The organism is Pseudomonadota bacterium (assembly GCA_039815145.1).
Taxonomy (GTDB): Bacteria; Pseudomonadota; Gammaproteobacteria; order Steroidobacterales; family JBCBZW01; genus JBCBZW01.
Genome location: JBCBZW010000001.1, coordinates 219966 through 239295, shown reverse-complemented (window position 1 = coordinate 239295; position 19330 = coordinate 219966). Strand labels below are relative to the sequence as shown.

Below are 19330 nucleotides of genomic sequence, written 5' to 3'. Positions count from 1 at the left end.
TGGCCTGCGTGAGCGCGGCATCCGTGCGGGCGACGCTGCCCTCGCGTTGGAGGCGCTGGACGTTGACTGGGTGGTGCAGGCCCGAGCGGTCCGGATTCGCCGCTTCGGCGCCGGTTCGCCCGACGGTGAGGCCGCGCGAGCAAAGCAGGCGCGCTTCCTCCAGTCACGTGGCTTCAGCGCAGCGCAAACCTTTCAGGCGCTAGAGGGCGACGCAAACCCTCTCGACTAGGCATCTGCGTCGTCGCCGCTGGCCGGAGGCGGGGCCGCCGTTTGCGCCTTACCCTATCGCGGTTTACACCCCGTCACCGTGTCACCACCCGGTGATGTGTCAACGACCGTAACGTCCCTTGGAGCTGCTCCCCGTCGGTGACACGATGGTCGGTGCTTCGATCAAACCACAGGGAGTGTCACATGAGCGTTGCACGCGTTACGGAAATCATCGCCTCGTCACCGAAGTCCTTCGATGACGCCGTCGATCTCGGGGTGGCCCGCGCCACCAAGACCCTGCACAACGTGCAGTCGGCGTGGGTGCAAGACCAGAAGGTACTGGTGGCGAACGGCAAGGTGACCGAGTACCGGGTTGCCCTGAAGGTCACCTTCATCCTCAACGACTGAGCGGATCCGCTAAGTCGACGATGTAGTAGACCGTCGACTCGTATCGTCGTGCGATCGCGCACGACGGTACGAATCCGTCTGGCGAGTGCCCAGATTTGCCGGCCTCCGAAGCCTGTGGCACCGTAGGATTCCGATTCGATCCAAGTCGACTCCCCTATGTCTGGCTCGCGCGCCAACCTGCCGGCATCCCCCGCGACCGCGTCGCGACGGTCACTAAAACACTTCGATGATTTCGTGCTCGATCCAAACCGCGGCACGCTGAGTCGTGGAGACGAACCGCTGAAGCTGCGGCCACGCACCTTCCAGCTATTGAGCTATTTCATCGCCCACCCTCAGCGCCTGTGTTCGAAGAATGAACTGATCGAGGCCGTGTGGGGGCCGGTCGAGGTAACCGATGACGCATTGACCCAGTGCGTAGTGGAGCTGCGACGCGTATTGGGTGACGATGAACGTATCGTCCTGAAGACGGTCCCTCGGCGGGGCTACATGCTCGATGTGGCCGTGCGGGAGGAGCGAGCGCAGCCCCTTGCAGCTGCGACTGCGACTGAGTCGACCGCAGGCACGAGGTGGTGGCAAGCGTCGCTGCCCCTTGCGGCGGTGGTGATATCGGTGTTTGCGGCGCTCATGTATCTGCTCACGCCGCAGCGTCCCCCGCCCACGGCGATCTCGCCGCCTCCAGCAGAGCGCAATGCGCTCGCCGTGATGCCCTTCGTCGATCTGAGTGCGGCTCAAGATCTTCAGTATCTGGGGGATGGTATCGCTGAGGAGGTGCTGAACAGCCTCGCAAGAGCAAGCTCCCTCCGGGTCGTAGGGCGTACTTCGTCATTCGCCCTGCGCGACAGCGGTCTGACAGCGGGAGGACTCGGCGAGCGCCTCGATGCGTCCCACATCCTGGAAGGTAGCGTGCGCGAAGTTGACGGACGGCTACGAGTCACCGCGCAACTAGTGGAAGCGGCAAGCGAGCGCCAGCTCTGGTCCGAGGTGTTCTCTGAGGATGATGGTGGTGAACTGTCATTGCATAGGCGCGTGGTCGACGCCGTACGAACGAGCTTCGCCGAGCCCGCTATGCAGCGACCCAACGCACGTGTTTGGGACCCCGCCCTGTATCGCCAGTTTCTGCAGGCGAAGTTCGTGCTCGATTCGGGGAATCAAGATTCACTCGAGGTTGCCGAAGCGCTGCTCGCGCAGATCTTGACGCGGGATGAGACCTTCGCCCCGGCTTGGCGAGAGCTGTATCGCGTTGGCTACGCGAAATCTCGCCGTGATCCCCCCGGGACTCGGCAGGGCCGCCTCGAAGTCAACATGGAACTTCGGCGTCTGCTGGATAAGGCAGCGGTGCACGATCCCGGTGACCCGGCGGTGGTTGCCTACCAGGCGTGGCAAACGGCCACAGCCCTCGCCGACTTGGAGACAGCCGCCGTCCAGCTGCGGCGTGCACTCGATCTCGCGGGTGACCAGGAATCGGTGCTCTTCGTGGCGTCCTACTTCGCGGCTGCCTTCCTCAGCGATCGGAGCGCCCTGGCCGTGAGCGAACGAGTCTTGGAGATTAACCCCCTATGCGGCCTCTGCCTGCATCTGGACGCGCGGCTGCATCTGCGCACGGGTAGCTACGATCATGCCGTGGCGCGGATCGATCAGTTGCGATCGATCACGGGGATGCCGCACGGGCAGAGCACCATCGCCCTGGCGCATTTGCTTGCCGATGATGCGCGTTCGGCACTTGTTTACATCGAGCGAGAATCCAGTGCGCCCCACCGGGCCCGGGGCCTGGCGCTCGCGTTGCATCGACTGGGCGAAGAGTCTCGTTGGCGACTGGAGGTCAACAAGCTGACGGGGTTGATCGAATCTGGCGGGAGTCCCTCAGAGCTCCGTCCACTACTCGCTGAGGTCTACGCCCAGGCGGGACTGGTGGACGCCGCTTTTGAGGAGCTTTCGATACTCATCGACTGGGCCCTAGAGGGCGGCGTCGCCGGGTTACCGAACACGGACTTTTTCGAACTTGCGCTGGCCATGCGATCACCTTTGCTGGCTCCCCTGAAGGAAGAGCCACGCTGGGAGGAACTGCTGACGAGGGCCGGCCTCGCACCGGCACGTTTGGCTGAGCTGGAGCTGTCCCTGCCGGTGCGCTGACGGCGCGTTCGATCGCTCAGGATCGAACGCGCCGCGTGCGATCAGCTAGGGTTCAGTCGCCTTGCCCTAGGGAAGCTCGAACACGGTAACGCCCGCAGCGTAGCCGAACGGGCGCCCTTCGATGCCGAGGTGCGGAATGCCGGCCAGGGGATCCTCGGGCGTCAGCAGTTGCCGCGCGAGCTCACGGCCGTCGGCCTCATTGGCCGGCCCGTGGCCGAAGACGAGCACCCATACCTGGCTGCCCGGGGAGGGCGTGAAGTCGCGCACCGTGCCGCGCAGGAAGCGCCGGGATTCATCACCTGCGATCGCTGAGTCGAAGCGGCCGAACACGGCCAGAGGATTGACGATGTCCTCGACGGGGTCCGGCGTGCCGAAGTCGGCGAGGCCGCACATGCCGGCGTAGCCGAAGGGCTCATCGAAGGGCACATCGGAATTCTCCGTGGTGAGCGGGAAGTTCGCGCAAGCCTGGGGCGAGTCGATGTAGACCCACCAGGCGGTGTACGCGTGGCCCGGGATCAGGCCGGTGACCTCCAGCGTGGCGTTCAAGCCACGTTCTCCTGCACACAGGCGGGAGCGACCGCTGACGGCTTGACCGGCGATCTCCTCGCCCCAGAAGTCCAGGATCGCACCGACCTGGCAATCGCCCCCCGCTTGCCCGATCGCGGCCCCCGCTCCCTGGGCAAAGGCACTGGGGATGGTTATGGCCATGCTGAATGCGAGCGCTGCAGCGCATCCCTTTCTTGTCTCTAACATCGAATTCCTCCACTGACTCGACAGCTGTCGACCGAACGATCGACGCGCTCTCAGCTTCGGTGCGGCGCCTCCCGGGAATCACGAACGGCTCACGAACAAACCCTGCGAAAACCACGAAAGCCCGGGCTAAGCGTCTGTTTCCTCGTGCCAGGCGTCGCGGATCGGGTGGAAGGGAGTGTGACCAGCGATGTGGGCCGTGCCGGGCCCCGCGGGCGGCTAGAGCCTCGATTGCTGCGATGCGTGCATGAGCCCCGCGCCGGCCGTACACTAGCGGGTCGCAGATCCGACGGGAGTGCAGCATGAAAAGTGCCGAGCTGCGGCGCCGATTCCTCGACTACTTCGCCCGCAATGACCACCAGGTGGTGGCCTCGAGTTCGCTCATTCCGGCGAACGACCCAACGCTGTTGTTCACCAACGCGGGCATGGTGCAGTTCAAGGACGTGTTCCTGGGCGAGGACAAGCGCTCCTACCGCCGGGCGACCACCTCCCAGCGCTGCGTGCGCGCGGGCGGCAAGCACAATGACCTGGAGAACGTGGGCTACACGGCTCGCCATCACACGTTCTTCGAGATGCTCGGCAACTTCAGCTTCGGCGACTACTTCAAGCGCGAAGCGATCGAGTTCGCTTGGGCGATGGTGACCGAGGAGTTCGGCCTGCCAGCCGATCGCCTGTGGGTGACGGTCTATCACGACGATGACGAAGCCGCCGACATCTGGACCAAGCACATCGGCGTGCCGGCCGATCGCCTCTCCCGCCTCGGCGAGAAAGATAACTTCTGGTCCATGGGCGACACGGGCCCCTGCGGCCCCTGCAGCGAGATCTTCTACGATCACGGCGCGAAGATCCCCGGCGGCCCGCCGGGCAGCAAGGACGACGATCTCGACCGCTACATCGAGATCTGGAACCTCGTGTTCATGCAGTTCGATCGCGACGCCACCGGCACCATGACGCCCCTGCCCAAGCCCTCTGTGGACACGGGCATGGGCCTCGAGCGCATGGCGGCCGTGCTTCAGGGCGTGCACAACAACTACGAGATCGACATGTTTCGGGCCCTGGTGGAGGCGGCGGCCAACGCCACCAATACGCAGGACCTGCAGGCGAGTTCCCTGCGCGTGATCGCCGATCACATCCGGGCCTGCTCGTTCCTGATCACGGATGGTGTGCTGCCCTCGAACGAAGGCCGCGGCTACGTGTTGCGCCGGATCATCCGTCGCGCCTGCCGCCATGGCTACAAGCTCGGCCGCCAGGAGCCGTTCTTCAACACCCTCGTGGCGCCCCTCGATGTGCAGATGGGCGAGGCGTTCCCGGAGCTGCGCGAGGCGAGCGGCCACGTGCAGAAGGTGCTGCGCCAGGAGGAGGAGCGTTTCGCCGAGACCCTCTCCCACGGCATGAAGATCTTCGAAGAAGGCATTTCGGGGGTCAGCGGCAAGGTGGTGCCTGGCGAGCTCGCCTTCCGCCTCTACGACACCTACGGCTTCCCGCCGGATCTCACCGCCGACATCGCTCGCGAGCGTGGCCTCACCGTCGACACGAAGGGCTTCGATGCGGCCATGCAGGCGCAGCGCGAGCAGGCTAAGAAGGCCAGTCGTTTCGGCGCTGGGGCGTCGACGCGAGCCATCGATGAGCAGACCCGCTTCACGGGCTACGAGCATCTCGCCGGCACGGCCAAAGTCACGCGCTTGCTGCAGGGAGAGGACGAGGTGGACGCCCTCGCCGCCGGCGTCGAGGGCGTGGTGGTGTTGGAGGAGACGCCGTTCTACGCCGAGTCCGGCGGTCAGGTAGGGGACAAGGGGCAGCTCGTCGCCGAGGATGGCAGCGTGCTCTTCACCGTGAGCGACACGCGCAAGTTCGGTAAGGCCCATGGCCACCTCGGCACGGTCAGCGACGGCGTGACCCTGCGCGTCGGCGACACGCTGCAGGCGACGGTCGACGGCAAGCTGCGCGAAGCTACGGTGCGCAACCACAGCGCGACGCACCTGCTCCACGCCGCCCTGCGCCAGGTGCTGGGTTCGCACGTGCAACAGAAGGGCTCCCTGGTGGCGCCCGATCGCCTGCGCTTCGACTTCTCCCACTACGAGGCAGTGAGCGCTGAGCAGCTGCGCGAGATCGAAGTGCTGGTGAACGAGCAGATCCGCCTCAACGTGGGGGCCCAGATCAGCGAGATGCCCTACGACGATGCGATCGCCGCGGGCGCCCTTGCCTTCTTCGACGACAAGTACGATGAGAACGTCCGTGTGCTACGCCTCGGAGACTTCTCCACCGAGCTGTGCGGCGGTACCCACGTCGATCGTGCCGGCGACATCGGGGCCTTTAAGATCCTGTCCGAGTCGGGGATCGCCTCCGGCGTGCGTCGTGTCGAGGCCGCCACCGGCGCGGGGGCCGTGAAGTGGATGCAGGACGCGGACGCTACCCTCGCCCAGACGGCAGACCTGCTGCGCACGGGGCGCGAAGACGTGGGCGAGAAGGTGGGGCAACTCCTCGAGCGCAACCGCAGCCTCGAGAAGGAGCTGGAGCGCCTGAAGGCGAAGCTCGCGGGCTCCGCGGGGGATGCGCTTACCGAGCAGGCCCAGGACGTGGAGGGCCTGAAGGTGCTGGCGGCTCGCCTGGAGGGTGCCGACGTCAAGACCCTGCGCGACACCGTGGATCAGCTAAAGAACAAGCTAGGCGATGCGGCGGTGGTGCTGGCCAGCGTCGACGGCGACAAGGTGCGCTTGATCGCGGGCGTCTCCAAGTCTCAGACCAAGCGTCTCAAGGCCGGTGATCTGGTCAACCAGGTGGCGGCCCAGGTGGGCGGCAAGGGCGGCGGTCGACCCGACATGGCGCAGGCCGGTGGCGATCAGCCGGAGAAGCTGAACGACGCGCTGGCGAGCGTCAGCGATTGGGTGCGCGCTCAGCTCACTTCGGCGGGCGGTTAGGTCACGATGAGCGAACCTTCGTCAGCGCGCAGCGGCCGTCGCATCGTGCAGAAGTTCGGCGGCACGTCGCTCGGGTCCTTGGAGCTGATTCGGGCAGCGGCGCAGCGGGTGGCGGCGGCACACCAGGCGGGGGATCAGGTCGCCGTCGTGTGCTCGGCCATGGGCGGGGAGACCGATCGCCTGCTGGGGATGGCGCGTGCCATGGCTGCAGATGCGGAGCGTGCCGAGGTGGACGTGCTGCTCGCGTCCGGTGAGCAGGTGTCCATCGCCCTGATGGCGATCGCCTTGCGAGAGCTCGGGTTGCAGGCGCGCTCGTGGCTGGGGTTTCAGGTGCCCGTGATTACCGAGGCGACGGCCGGCAAGGCGCGCATCCGTCAGATCGAGACCGCGGGGTTGATCGAGGATCTGCAAGGCGGGGTGATTCCCGTCGTGGCGGGGTTCCAAGGCGTCGACGAGCACGGCCGGATCACCACCCTTGGTCGTGGTGGGTCGGATACCTCCGCCGTGGCCCTCGCCGTCGCCCTGGAGGCGGACGAGTGTCAGATCTTGTCCGACGTGGATGGCGTGTACACCACCGATCCGCGGGCCGTGGACGATGCTCAACTAATTCGCCGCCTTAGCTTCGAGGAGATGCTCGAACTGGCCGGGCAGGGCTCCAAGGTGCTGCAAACGCGGTCCGTAGAGTTCGCCAGCAAGCACGGCATGGCCGTGCGCGTGATGCACAGCACGGGGGCCGATCCTGGCACCCTGATCGCGGATGAAGAAGAGGGCGCGCTGGAAGCGCCTCTGGTCAGCGGGATCGCGTTTTCCCGCGATGAAGCCGAGATAACTGTGACGCGGGTCCCGAATCTTCCCGGAACTGCCTACAAAATACTCTCACCAGTGTCCGAAGCGAACATCGAAGTGGACATGATCGTGATGGCCTCCCACCCCGACGGGGGAGTGGACGTGACCTTCACGGTGCACCGCAACGAGTTCGTCCAGGCGATCAAGTGCGTCGAGAGCGCACTGGTCGAACTGCCAGGATCGGAAGTGCGTGGCAACAGCAACGTCGTGAAGATCGCAGCCGTCGGAATCGGCATGCGATCACATGCCGGGATTGCGTCGCGCATGTTCGAGGCCCTCGCCGCGGAGCGCATCAACGTGCGCATGGTGAGCACCTCGGAGATCAAGATGGCCGTGCTGGTGGACGAGGAGTATCTCGAACTCGGCGTTAAGGCCCTCCACCAGGCCTTCCGACTTCACGAGCCCCCGGCCACCGACCAGGCACGCTAGCCGAGAGCATCGGCCTCGCCATCTTGCATAAGGTTTGAATGTCGATGGTTGTCCGGCTGGCGTCGGGCCCCGCCATGGAAGCGGGATGAGTGCAAAGGATGCGAGAGTGAATCGGTTGCAGCCCACCGTTAGGGTATTGACCCGATTGTAGGTCTCTCAGGTCTTCGCTCTCATGGCTATCGAGGATGATGACGTTAGACAACGACAACGAGCCGTGCGGGGACGACGAGCGCAAGCAGTCAGTCATGGAGGCGAGTAAGAGATGCTGATTCTGACGAGAAAGAGCGGAGAGAGCGTGGTGATCGGTGACGACATCACGGTGACGGTCCTGAGTGTGAAGGGCAACTCCGTACGCATCGGCGTGGCGGCACCGAAAGAGGTGGCTGTGCATCGCGAAGAGATCTACGATCGGATCAAGGCGGAAGAAGCCGTCGGCGATTCGCGAGTCGCCGTCTAGGCGCCTCGAACGACCCGCGGAGGACGTGCCCGACCTCCATCCGGAGGCGGGCCGGCGTCCCAGGCGCCTGGCGAGGGCGCCCCGCCGGGCAGTGCTCACGTCGAGTGAGTAAATCCCGCGTACCCTGAATTCACCCCGTCCGGCCAGCCCTGCGACCGCTCCATGGGTTGTGGACGGGCGCGGTGACCACTATTATTCCTCGTCCTGCCGGAAGCGCGTTCTTGCGCCCTGGCTCGCCGCTGCGGAGAGATGGCTGAGTGGCTGAAGGCGCTCCCCTGCTAAGGGAGTAAGGGGATTAAACCCCTTCGAGGGTTCGAATCCCTCTCTCTCCGCCACCCCTTACGGCACCGGACCGGCCCCCTCCACCCGCCGCCGCACCAGTGCCTGAAGGCGCGGCCTCACGCGCAGAAAGCCCCTGTACAACCGTTCTAAGGCCCAGAGCACCGGGGCCAGGCGCGCCAGTTCCCCGATGGGACGCAGAACCGGAATCGCTCGCCACATGGCCGCGAACGCAGCGGCACCGCTCACCAGTTCGCCGCCGCGCTCCTGGGCGTGGAATCGGGCGAGAAGCGTCTGCGGATCGAGGGGGCAGCCCTCGGCATCACTCACCGCATCGACGAAGGCGATCCGCCCGCGGCGGTCCAGGCGCCGCATCAGGGCGATCTCGCGTACGCATAAGGGGCAGTCACTGTCGAACCAGACGGTGACCGCTGGGGGCGCGTCAGGCTGCCCGTTCTCAGGGGTTGAATCGCTCATGGGCATGATTTCGTCTCGGGGCATCAGGTGGGTTCGTGGGGCACGGCAGCCTTACGAATCCATCAGCCAGTCGCGATCCTCCTGCCACTGCCCGTACACGAAATCCAAGACGCGGCGTACGCGTGCGTTCTCGCGAAGATCGCGATGGGTGAGGAGCCAAAGATCCAGGGGAATATCGAAGTGAGGGCGCAGGATGCGCTTCAGCGTCGGCGCGCCGTGGCGCATGTAGGTAAGCAGGGGAACGATGCCGTGTCCTGCCTCGGCGGCGGCCAGCTGCACCTCCACGTTGTCGCTGGTCATGCGCGCGCGCGCGCCGCGCGCCAGGCGCCGTAGAGCACGCACCTGGACCAACTCATCAATCACGCGAGCTGACTCGATCACCACGTGGCCGGTAAGGTCGTCCGGGGTCTTCGGCTCGCCGTGCTCGGCCAGGTAGTCGGGGCTGGCGTAGAGGCCGCAGTACACCTGGCCCAGGCGCCGGCCCACCAGCTGATCGGAGCCCGGATCGCCGAAGCGCAGGGCCACGTCGGCTTCGCGACGCAGGAGATCCGAGTGATCGATGCCGACGCACAGGTCGATGTCAAGATCCGGCTCCTCGTCCATCAGCGCACGCAAGCGGGAGGCGAGCCAGAGGCGGGCAAGGCCCGTGGTGGCGGCCACCTTCACCTTGCCACTGATCCGCGTGTCCGTGCCGGCCACCTGGCGTTCGACGGCGTTCACCCCGCGGTCGAGTTCCTCCACCAGGGACAGGATCTGCTCCCCGGCGGGGGTGAGGGTATAGCCCTCGGCGCTGCGGTTGATGAGGGTGGCGCTGAGGCGACGCTCCAGCTCTTTCAGGCGTCGGCTCACCGTGGGTTGGCTGACCTCGAGGGCAGCGGCCGCGTCACTCAGGGAGCGCTCGCGGGCGACGGCGAGGAATATGCGTAGGTCGTCCCAGTTGCGCAGCATGCGACTCATGTCCCCCGTGCAGTCCGCTCAGCGCGCGCCGAAGCTTGGCGTGAGCGTACAACGGTAGCACCGACGGTGACGGTCGAGGGCTGCGGGACGGCGGCCGGTGGGAATCGCGAGGGCCCGCTCCGCCAGGGAGCGGGCCTTAGGGCAGTCGGCCTTAGCTGGCCATCCGGTCGTGGCCGTGTTGACCATTGAGGTCGACCACGCCCGAGCCACCGTGGTTCTCGCCCTGCAGCTCGAAGTGCTGTACCAGTTCGGACAGGCGGCGTGCGCTGTCGCTCATGGAGCGGCTGCAGTTGGCGGCGGCGTTGGCAAGACCTGAGGTCTCCTGGGTGCTCTTGTCCATGTGCACCAGGGCGCCGCTCACCAGGTTGATGCCCTCGGCCTGTTCGGCGCAGGCGCTGGCGATCTGCGTGACGTAGGTGTTCACGCCGTCCACGGACTTCACGATGTCCTGCAGGCGCTCGCCTGCCTGGGTGACGAGGCTGGCGCCGGTGTTCACGCGCTCCGTGCTGTCCTGGATGAGCACCTTGATCTCCTTCGCCGCGTCGGCGCTGCGCTGGGCCAGGGCCCGCACTTCCTGCGCCACCACGGCGAAGCCTCGACCGTGCTCGCCGGCGCGAGCGGCCTCGATCGAGGCGTTCAGGGCGAGGAGGTTGGTCTGGAAGGCGATCTCGTTGATCACGTTGGTGATGTCGCCGATGCGCTCGCTGGACTCGCGGATCGAGTGGGTGGCCTCGATCGCCGAGCCGACCACGGTGTTGCCTTCGGTGGCCACCTTCACAGCATCCACGGTGAGGGTCTCTACCTCGCGGGCGTTGGACGCGTTGGAGGCGACGGACTGGGTCATCTCCTCCATGCTCGCCGACGTCTCCTCGAGGGCCGAGGCCTGCGACTCCGTGCGCTCGTTCAGCTGATGGTTGCTCTGCAGGACTTCCTGAGCGCCGCTCTCGATCGAGACGGCGGCACCGCGGATCTCGGTCACGATCTCGCTCAGGGAGTTGGCGCAATCGTTGATGGCGGTGGTGAGGCTTGCAAAGTCCTCGCCGTACTCGCCCGTCATGCGGGTGCGCAGGTCGCCGCGGGCGATCGCCTGCAGGAGCTCGCTGGCGTCGGTGACGACGCCGTCGATGAGGCGGCGGCGCTCACGCTCAGCCTCACCGCGCAGGCGAACCTCTTCGTTGATGTCGCGCACGAAGGCCGTGTAGACCACCTCGTCGCCCACCTTGACCTTCGACAGGGAGAGGAAGCCCCAGCCGACCGAGCCATCCTTACGGTGGACCTCCACCTCGCGGCCGGTACCGACGATCTTGTTCACGCCCGTGGTGCGGTTGGCGTTGACGAAGTTGTCGTGCTCCGCGTGATGGATCGAGGGCACGAGCATGCGCACGTTCTTGCCCACGACCTCGTCTGCACTGTAGCCCCAGAGGGTCTCGGCAGCCGGGTTGAAGAAGGTCACGTTGTTCTCGCCATCGATGGTGACCACCGCGTCCAGCGCCTGGGTCAGCGTCTGGGTGATCATCTCGCGGCTGCGCTTCTCGGCCGTGACGTCCTTGACGAAGGCGGTGTAATTGATCTCGCCATCGACCTCGAGCTTGGAGAGCGTGAGCATGCCCCAGATCATCGAGCCGTCTTTGCGGTGCACTTCCACCTCGCGGCCCGTGCCGACGATCTTGTTGACGCCCGTGTCGCGGTTAGCGTTGACGAAGTGATCGTGCTGCGCCTGGTGCACCTGGGGCACGAGCATGCGCACGTTCTTGCCGATCACCTCGTCCTCGTCGTAGCCCCACAGGGCCTCGGCGGCGGGGTTGAAATAGGTGACCTCGTTGTGGCTGTCGATCGTGACCACGGCATCCATCGCTTGTTCGAGCGTCTGGCGCATCATCTCGCGCCTGCGGCGCTCGGCCGTGATGTCCTTCACGAAGGCCGTGTAGTTGATCTCGCCATCGAATTCGAGCTTCGACAGAGTGAGGTTGCCCCAGATCACCGAGCCGTCCTTGCGGTGGACCTCCACATCGCGACCCGTGCCGACGATCTTGTTAACGCCGGTGGTGCGGTTGGCGTTGACGAGGTCGTCATGCTGCGCCTGGTGTACCTGGGGTACGAGCATGCGCACGTTCTTGCCCATCACCTCATCAGCGTCGTAACCCCAGAGCGCTTCAGCGGCCGGGTTGAAGAAGGTGACGTTGTTGTCGCCATCAATCGTCACCACCGCGTCCACCGCCTGATTCAGCGTCTGGCGGATCATCTCGCGACGGCGCTTGTCGGCCGAGACGTCCTTGACGAAGGCGGTGTAGTGGGTCTCACCATTGGCCTTCTTTACGCGAGAGAGGGACAGCAGGCCCCATGCCAGGGACCCGTCTTTGCGGTGAACCTCGACCTCACGGCTGGTGCCGACGATCTTGTCGACGCCCGTGTCACGGTTGGCGTTGACCATGTCGTCATGCTGGCTGCGGATGAGTTCCGGCACCAGCATCTTGACGTTCTGGCCGATTACCTCATCGGCGTCATAGCCCCACAGGCGCTCGGCCGCGGGGTTGAAGAACGTGACGTGGTTCTCGTGGTCGATGGTGACCACCGCGTCGATTGCCTGATGAAGCACTTCGTTAAGTGCGGAGGACTCAGTTTCGGTCCCCGGGGTTTCGTCTTTGGTGCTCATGGCTGCCGTGCAGTCTCCGGTCGGGATATTAGGGGGGCGCATTGGTCGCCCACTCAAACGCCGTTGAGTCTGCAACCTAGAAGATCCCCTCCACGTGAACGCAGCGCACGAAACGTGTGGATGTCTGGACAGGGGCGTGTGAGAACTGTGAGCTGATCCGCGCAGTGCGCAACGGACCGGCTATCCCGGTCGCGGTTGTCCTTGGGAAAGCGCCATGGTGGACCAAGGTGGGCCAGGCAAGTGTCCGCCGGATGGTGTCGAGCGCTTGGCGCCGATCGTGTCTCTTCGCGACCGAGGGTTGACGCGACTAGCTGTTGCCCATCATCGCGACGTTGCTCGATCGCTCAGGCATCACCCCGGCGATGCAATCGGTAGTAAGGCGCTGTCCACGGACAGTTTCAATAGCTTATGGAAAGCTATCGAATAGGATAGGTGAACCGAGTGCTACTGGATTGGCGCGATGCAGCGCGCCTTTGACGCGCTGCATCGGTCCGGGTGTCAGGAAGCGCCGCCAGCGTGCGGGTCCTCTCCGCCACTATCCATAATTGGCGTTTGACGTTTTCATGAATTAGAGTCGCCTGGCAGCAGTAGGGATGCTGTGACGATTGCGCGCCTCACGATGTGGCGCTCAATACCAACAATTCTGGGGAGTACTTCATGACCTTTGTTCGTACGATGCTCGCAGTTGCGGGCTTGGTAGGCTTTGCTACGGCCGCTAACGCTGAAATTTTCCTCGCAGGCCCCGGCCTCGGCCTCGATCTGCCGGATGATGATGCGAACGGCGTGACCAGCTCGATCGATGCCAGTGGGGTTGGCACCGTCGAGAGCGTGTCTATCGCCGTCTCCATCGACCACACTTGGGTGGGCGATCTGATCTGGACCGTCACCTCACCTTCAGGCACCACCGTCACGCTGATGGACCGTCCGGGTAACCCCGAACAGGGTGACTTCGGTGACTCGAGTGACATGTCCTCGGGCCTGGCCTTGATCTTCGATGATCGCTTCATCGCCGAGGCGGAGAGTGCCGGTTCGGACTGCGATTCAAGCCCGTCGGATACCATGGGCGATGGCTGTGTTCGCGCGTTCATTCCCGAAAGCGCTCTGAGTGGCTTCAACGGTGAGTCGGGCGACGGCACCTGGACCCTGTTCCTGTCCGATAATGCCGGCGGTGACCTCGGTGTCCTAAACGGTTGGGCACTGGTGATCAACAACCGCGGCATGGCGCCGCAGCAAGTCTTCAAGGACTAGTACTGACGAGGCGGGCGGCCGAGCCGGCCGTTCGATCGTGACGACCGAAGTGGGCTCCGGCAACGGAGCCCGCTTTTTTTGTGCGTGATCCCTACGGGTTGGTCGACGTCGCGGGGTTGGCGCTGCCCGTACGCACGCCGGCCCCCAGGGGCCCGCGCGGCAGGTACAGGGTGAGTCGTTGCCCGTCGCGAAGCACCTCCACCAACGTCTGCGCTCCCGCCGAGCCTGCGACGCTCGCATCTTGCAGGGCTCGTGTATCGAAGATGCGCTCCGTTCCATAGCTCATGATCGTGTCGCCCACCTGCAGCCCGGCGGACGCCCCCGCGCCGCCGGTGAGTACCTCCCGGACCACAACGCGGTTGGGGCGGCCCGACGCGAAGAGAAATTGATCGTAGGCCTCATCACCGATCTCAGGGCGCAGGTCCTGGTACCAGCTGGCGATCGCTGCTTGCTCTTGCGCGTAGCGCGGCGAGTCGAGCCATCCCTCTCGCTCCGCGCGATCGCGCAGGTTCATTCGGGCCAGGGTCATCTCGTCGTTGCGGTCGCTGAGCCGGGCCGCCAGCACGGGGTCCATGCCGCTGCTCAGGTAGCGGGCCAGCGGGTCGGCGCCATCGCTGCTGGTGCCCGCGCCGCGTGCCTGCGCCGTCTTCTCGGCCGCAGCGAGCGCTTCAGGCGAAGTAGCTGGCGACGCTAGGGCGCTATCGATGGTGTGCGCGAGGGCGTTATCACCGCTGGCTTGTTGTTGCTGTAGCGCCTGCAGCCGCGCCACCTGTTCCAGCAGTTGAGTCTCGAGTCGCGCCTTGGCGGACCGGGCATCCGCCAGCTGCGCTTCGAGGCGGGAGATCGTGGCTGCAGCGCTGGCGTCGACCTGGTCAGCGGCGCTCGCGGGCGCCCCGTCCCTCAGCAGGTGGTCGATGCCCGCGTACGCGAGAAGCCCCGCGAGCGCACCCGCGGCAGCGGTGAACACTAGCTGCTTGTTCAAGGCTGCTGAATCTCCTGGCCGTCGCCCTGGGTCAGCCATCTTATCGCGGTGGCGCCGGCGGGCACCTGGCGGAATCGCTCCTGGCGACCATCCAACCAGGTGACGGTGATGTCCGCTCTAGCACCGCAGCCGCGCACGTGCACTCGCGGTGCGCTGGCGCTCAGGTAGCTGCCATCGCGGCGCACCTGGCGGTGAATTTGCGAAGCGGGCGAACAGTCGAAGACGAGCCTCGCCCCGGCGACCGCCTGCCCCGGCGCCGCCCGCAAGGCGATCACGTGCATCGACTCCCCGGCGGGCTTGCCGCGCCGCTGCAAGAGGGCGGCGGGGCCGTGGTTGTTGAGCACGATGAGGTCCTCATCGCCATCGCCGTCGAGATCACCCTTGGCGACACCGCGACTGATCCGGACGTCGTCTCCGGGGCCCTGGGGCAGGAGGGCGAAGCGTCCCTCGCCGTTCCCCCGAAAGACCTGGTTGGCCTGGGCGTAGGCGGTCAGTCGCCCCGTGCGGCCGGCGCCCCGTGCCACTGCCCCGTTGGCGATGAACAGATCGCTTAGGTCGTCGTCGTCCGCGTAGATCGCCACCGCACCGAAGCCCGTGTACGCCAGGCTGGCGGGGCCGAGGCCGGCGGGGCCCGTCATGTCGGCGAAGAGCGAGCCCTCGTTGCGGTACAGGGTGTTGCTTTCACCGTTGAGGTGGGTGATGAACAGGTCCGTGTCGCCGTCCTGGTCGATGTCCTCGGCGACGATGCCCATGCCCGCCTCGGGCGCACCGGCGGCGTTGTAGGCGGTGCCGCTGGTGAGGCCGACGTCCTCGAAGGTGCCGTCCTCGCCCTGTTGCCAGAGGCGGTTCGCCATGCCGTCGTTGGCCACGTAAAAGTCGCGTTGGCCGTCACCGTTGGCGTCCAGGCACGCGACGCCGAGGCCTGCCCCGGGGAGCGTGGCGATGCGGGTGGTCTCGGAGACGTCCGTGAAGGCGCCCTGGCCGTCGTTGCGGAACAGGCTGTCGGAGACCGGGGGGTAGCTGCCCGGCGAGCAGTAGTCGGGCAGGCCGGCCGTGTCCGTGCAGCGCAGATCTTCGGCGTAGCTGTAGCCAAGGTAGTTGGCGACGTAGAGGTCGAGGTCGCCGTCGCCATCGTAGTCGCAGAAGCTGGCGCTGGTGCTCCAGCGAGGGTCCTGCGCGCCGCCGGCGTCGGCCACCGCGTGCAGGCGGCCGTCGTCGTTGCGGTAGAGGGTGTTGTCGCCGAGGTTGGTGACGTAGAGGTCCGTGTCGCCGTCGCCGTCGATATCCCCGGTCGCCACGCCCATGCCAAACCCTGGGTCGCCGCCGCCCACCGTGTCGGTCACGTCGGCGAAGCGCAGGCCGTCGGGTGTCGACTCGTTGCGCCAGAGTGTGTTGCGAAGGGGGCGATCTGGTGTCGATGCCTCGACCGTGTCGTCACCGTTGGGGCTGAGGGCGCCCTGGACGAGGTAGGCGTCGAGATCGCCGTCCCCGTCGAGATCCAACAGCGCGACACCGGCGCCCATGATCTCGGGCACGTGGTAGGCGTCGCTCGCGGCAGCGAAATGCGTGAACGTGAGGCCCGCCTGCGCCGCTACCTCCTGGAAGGGGGGCGGGCCTTCGCCGGCGCCGTTGTTGCTGGCAGGGGTCTGCGTGGATGAGGGTGAGCACGCCGGCAGGGTCAGGGCGAGGGCGGCGGCGCCGATCGATGCGAGCGCTCTCATCTCGTGCCCTCGGTGGCGAGCGCCTCGATGACGTCGATGCGCGCTTCGATGCGCCCGGCCAGGGCGGCATCTGCCGTGACTTGCGGCGTGTTGAGCGCCTCGCGCAGCCAGGGGATCGCCGTCTGTGGGTCGGGCCGGCCGGCGAGGGTCTGGGCGTGAGCTAACAGCATCGGTAGCAGGGGTCTCGAGCCGGCGCGCCCCTTCTCGATCAGCGCCAGCACGGCCTCGTCATCTTCCATGGCGCCGAGTACGCGCACGAGGTTGGTGTGGGCGAGGGCGTGGTCGGTGTCACCGTCGGCCACGGCTCGAAACTGGGCCGCCGCCTCCGCGAGGCGGTCGGTGGCGCCGAGCGTGCTGCCGTAGACGAGCCGATACTCCACCGTATGCGGTTGCAGTCGCACCGCCTCTTCTACCAGCGTCGCAGCCTCTTGCCAGCGGCCGGCGTTGGCCAGGGCGCGACCGTAGTTGAAGTAGGCGCGGGCCTGCCCCGGGGCGAGGCGGGTGGCGGCCTCGAAGTGGCGCTTCGCGTCCTCCACTTGGCGCAGGGCCGTGTGCACGCCGATCAGCGTGGTGTGCGTGCTGGCGTTGTTCGGGTTGATGGCCAGGGCTTGCTCGAAGGCGGCGACCGCCTCGGGCAGCTTGTTGGCCGCGAAGAGCTGCTGCCCGCGCGCGATCGCCGCGCGATCGGACAACACGTAGCCGGCCAGCTGGCGGGCGAGGGCGGAGTCGCGACGCAGCTGGCGTTCGCGGTGGGTGATGAAGGCCTGTTGGTGCTGCTGCGCCTTGGCGTCATCGCCGAGGCGGGCGTGAACCTGGCTGAGCGCGTAGTGCACCGCGCCGACATCGCCGTGCGTGGACAGCACGCGTTGTAGATAGGGCAGGGCGCGGCGTGGGTCGCCGTCTTCCAGATGCAGTTGCCCCAGGCGCCACAGGGCGTAGGCAGCGTCCTCGTCCTGGGCCAGGGCCGCTTCGAACTTCGCTATCGCCGCGGGGCGTTCGCCGAGGAGTTCGTGGGCGGCCCCTTCGCCGGTGGTGGCCCGCGCCGAGGCCTGCTGCGTGTTGCTTCGCGCGAAGGCGTCGAGGGCTAGGGCGCCTTCGCCGGCCGCCAGCCAGGCGCTCCCGGCCAGGTAGTCGTGGCGGGCCTCGGGGGAGATCAGGGCGGCGCGAGTGAAGCTCGTCGCAGCAGCGCGGTGGTGTTCGTAGGCGGCGAGGCGCAGGCCGAGTTGCCGGTTGGCGTCGGCGTCGCGTGCTTGGGCTGCATCCATCTCGCCCTGCAGGCGCTCGGCGAGCGCAGGCGGATAGGCGCTGAGGTCGACCGCCTCGAGGGGCGGCAGCGGCGCCTCGCAGGCGCTGAGAAGGCTTAAGCACAAGCACGCCGACAGGACGGTGAGGGGAGCGAGGTGGCGTCTGCTCGCTTCCTTGCGGCGTGCCGGTGTGCGTCGCGGCGACCCGGTGCTGGTGATGCTCTCCATGACGCGGCCAGAGCCTAGCACAGCGCGAGTCTCTCCCAGCGCCAAGGCCCAACCCGCACGCAGGCGGGTTGGGCTCGGCTGCACGGTCGCCCTCGGGGAATCAGAAGGCGACGATGCCCTGGGTGTTGACCTCAGGCAGGTTGTCCACCTCCTGGATCAGGGTGAGGCCCGTGCCGTCGACGGCGTACACGCCGATCACGCCGCTCAGGCCGTAGAGCTGGTACACGTAGCGACCATCGGCGCTGGAGTCGAGATCGATCCAGCCGTCGGTGGTGCCGAAGGGATCGTCGTTCTCGGCGGGGGTGCCGCGGGCTTCGGCCACGTTGATGAGGCTGATCTCACCGTTGTCGAAGGAGTAAGACGAGAGGCTGGCGGGCAGGGCGTTGGAGACCCAGAAGGCGTTGCCGTCGGCGGAGAACTCGATCCAGCAGGTGGTGAGCTCACCGTCGAAGAAGTCGTTGCCGGCGATGACGTCGAGGGAGACGGGCGCGAAGCTGCCGTTCTCGTTCAGGCGCCAGGTGGAGACGGAACCTGACTGCAGGCTCGGGAAGGCGGGTGGGTTGCCCTCGGCGTCGAACTCGCGTGCCTCGGTCACCACCACGTACTGACCGCCGTCGTCGCTCACGATGTCGAAGCCGATGGCGCTCGGCAGGTTGCGGCCCTCGCGGTTGTTGGGGAGCGTGGAGGTGGCGCGGCCCGTGGGGATGGGGATCAGGCGACCGTTGCGTTGCACGCGGTAGCTCACGATCTCGTCGATGCTGCCGCTGGCGAGGGCGTTGGAGCCGGCGTTGATGGAACTCACCACGAGGAACTCACCGTCCGGTGAGAAGCGTACGGCGGAGGGGCGGTTCTCGAGCAATCGAGCGGAGCCGGGCACGCGCACTAGGTTGCCGCGTCGGGTGAGTTCGAAGCCGAGCAGGCCGCCCTCCTGGTCGGGCTCGCCCTCGAAGATGCCGTCGGCGTCGATGATGGAGACGTAAACGAGGCCATCGCTGTAGGCGATGCTGTTGATTCCCACACCGAACACGGGCACCTCGTCGGTCACCGTGAGCGAGAAGTCCTCCTCCACTTTGAACGCGGTCAATGTCTGGCTGCCTGCGTTTGCTGCGAGGAGGAACTCGTTGCCATCGGTGAGCAGGAGGGCGTAGGCGGAGATCAGCGGGTCGAGGCCTTCGCCACCGTCGAACGCTGCCCCCTGACCGCCCGTCGCGAATTCGCCGATCGGCGTGATCGTGCCGTCGTCGGCACGGCCGTAGGCCACGACGGTGTTGGCGTCAAAGTCGTTGGTCATGGCGTACACGGCGCCCACGAAGTCTTGCGCGTGGCCTAAGGCCGGCAGGGCCAGGCACGTAGCTGCAGCCGCCAACGGGGCCAGAGTTCTAACGAATTGCATACG

Annotated in this window: 15 protein-coding genes and 1 tRNA gene; 8 read left to right on the top strand and 8 right to left on the bottom strand. The window is 66.3% G+C overall.

The features are described 5' to 3' along the window. From AAF184_01035 to AAF184_01025, 3 genes are all read left to right on the top strand, one after another. The coding region (locus tag AAF184_01035; protein MEO0420889.1) for a RecX family transcriptional regulator at window positions 1–229 on the top strand (229 nt) is incomplete at its 5' end. A 182-nt stretch (window positions 230–411) separates the two neighbouring features. Then, the gene (locus tag AAF184_01030) at window positions 412–615 is read left to right on the top strand and encodes a dodecin family protein (protein ID MEO0420888.1); all 204 of its coding nucleotides are present in this window, start codon (window positions 412–414) and stop codon (window positions 613–615) included. Between the two features lie 156 nt (window positions 616–771). Further along, window positions 772–2745 (top strand): winged helix-turn-helix domain-containing protein, encoded by a 1974-nt coding sequence (locus tag AAF184_01025; GenBank protein ID MEO0420887.1) that lies wholly within the window; start codon window positions 772–774, stop codon window positions 2743–2745. A 66-nt stretch (window positions 2746–2811) separates the two neighbouring features. Here AAF184_01025 and AAF184_01020 read toward each other — a convergent pair whose 3' ends face one another. Then, on the bottom strand, window positions 2812–3453 hold the full coding sequence (locus AAF184_01020) for a hypothetical protein (protein ID MEO0420886.1): 642 nt from the start codon (window positions 3451–3453) through the stop codon (window positions 2812–2814). A gap of 344 nt (window positions 3454–3797) precedes the next feature. Here AAF184_01020 and alaS point away from each other — a divergent pair, with 344 nt between their 5' ends. The 4 genes from alaS (at window position 3798) to AAF184_01000 (ending at window position 8480) form a co-directional block, all read left to right on the top strand. Next, on the top strand, window positions 3798–6413 hold the full coding sequence (gene alaS, locus AAF184_01015; protein MEO0420885.1) for an alanine--tRNA ligase: 2616 nt from the start codon (window positions 3798–3800) through the stop codon (window positions 6411–6413). A gap of 6 nt (window positions 6414–6419) precedes the next feature. Further along, window positions 6420–7688: an aspartate kinase gene (locus AAF184_01010; GenBank protein ID MEO0420884.1), complete on the top strand. Its 1269-nt coding sequence runs from the start codon at window positions 6420–6422 to the stop codon at window positions 7686–7688. A gap of 262 nt (window positions 7689–7950) precedes the next feature. Next, the gene (gene csrA / locus AAF184_01005; protein ID MEO0420883.1) at window positions 7951–8145 is read left to right on the top strand and encodes a carbon storage regulator CsrA; all 195 of its coding nucleotides are present in this window, start codon (window positions 7951–7953) and stop codon (window positions 8143–8145) included. A gap of 243 nt (window positions 8146–8388) precedes the next feature. After that, a tRNA-Ser gene (locus AAF184_01000) sits at window positions 8389–8480 on the top strand. Window positions 8481–8484: 4 nt separating this feature from the next. On the opposite strand, the gene AAF184_00995 is transcribed toward AAF184_01000, so the two are convergent. From AAF184_00995 to AAF184_00985, 3 genes are all read right to left on the bottom strand, one after another. Next, window positions 8485–8901 (bottom strand): DUF393 domain-containing protein, encoded by a 417-nt coding sequence (locus AAF184_00995; GenBank protein ID MEO0420882.1) that lies wholly within the window; start codon window positions 8899–8901, stop codon window positions 8485–8487. A 51-nt stretch (window positions 8902–8952) separates the two neighbouring features. Beyond that, on the bottom strand, window positions 8953–9858 hold the full coding sequence (locus AAF184_00990; protein MEO0420881.1) for a LysR family transcriptional regulator: 906 nt from the start codon (window positions 9856–9858) through the stop codon (window positions 8953–8955). Between the two features lie 151 nt (window positions 9859–10009). Continuing rightward, on the bottom strand, window positions 10010–12511 hold the full coding sequence (locus AAF184_00985) for a PAS domain S-box protein (protein MEO0420880.1): 2502 nt from the start codon (window positions 12509–12511) through the stop codon (window positions 10010–10012). A gap of 657 nt (window positions 12512–13168) precedes the next feature. Here AAF184_00985 and AAF184_00980 point away from each other — a divergent pair. Further along, window positions 13169–13759 carry a proprotein convertase P-domain-containing protein gene (locus tag AAF184_00980; GenBank protein ID MEO0420879.1) on the top strand — a complete coding sequence of 197 codons (591 nt, stop codon included), beginning with the start codon at window positions 13169–13171 and terminating at the stop codon, window positions 13757–13759. Between the two features lie 91 nt (window positions 13760–13850). Here the strand turns inward: AAF184_00980 and AAF184_00975 are convergent, their stop codons facing one another. The 4 genes from AAF184_00975 to AAF184_00960 form a co-directional block, all read right to left on the bottom strand. Continuing rightward, entirely contained in the window at window positions 13851–14741 is an 891-nt protein-coding gene (locus tag AAF184_00975; protein ID MEO0420878.1) for a PDZ domain-containing protein, read from the bottom strand. Next, entirely contained in the window at window positions 14738–16462 is a 1725-nt protein-coding gene (locus AAF184_00970) for a CRTAC1 family protein (protein MEO0420877.1), read from the bottom strand. The genes AAF184_00975 and AAF184_00970 overlap by 4 nt, the downstream gene beginning before the upstream one ends. Then, window positions 16459–17934: a tetratricopeptide repeat protein gene (locus AAF184_00965; protein MEO0420876.1), complete on the bottom strand. Its 1476-nt coding sequence runs from the start codon at window positions 17932–17934 to the stop codon at window positions 16459–16461. Before AAF184_00965 ends, AAF184_00970 begins: the two co-directional genes overlap by 4 nt. Before the next feature lie 100 nt (window positions 17935–18034). Further along, window positions 18035–19327, bottom strand: a complete 1293-nt coding sequence (locus tag AAF184_00960; GenBank protein ID MEO0420875.1) for a hypothetical protein — start codon at window positions 19325–19327, stop codon at window positions 18035–18037. Window positions 19328–19330 lie beyond the last annotated feature (3 nt).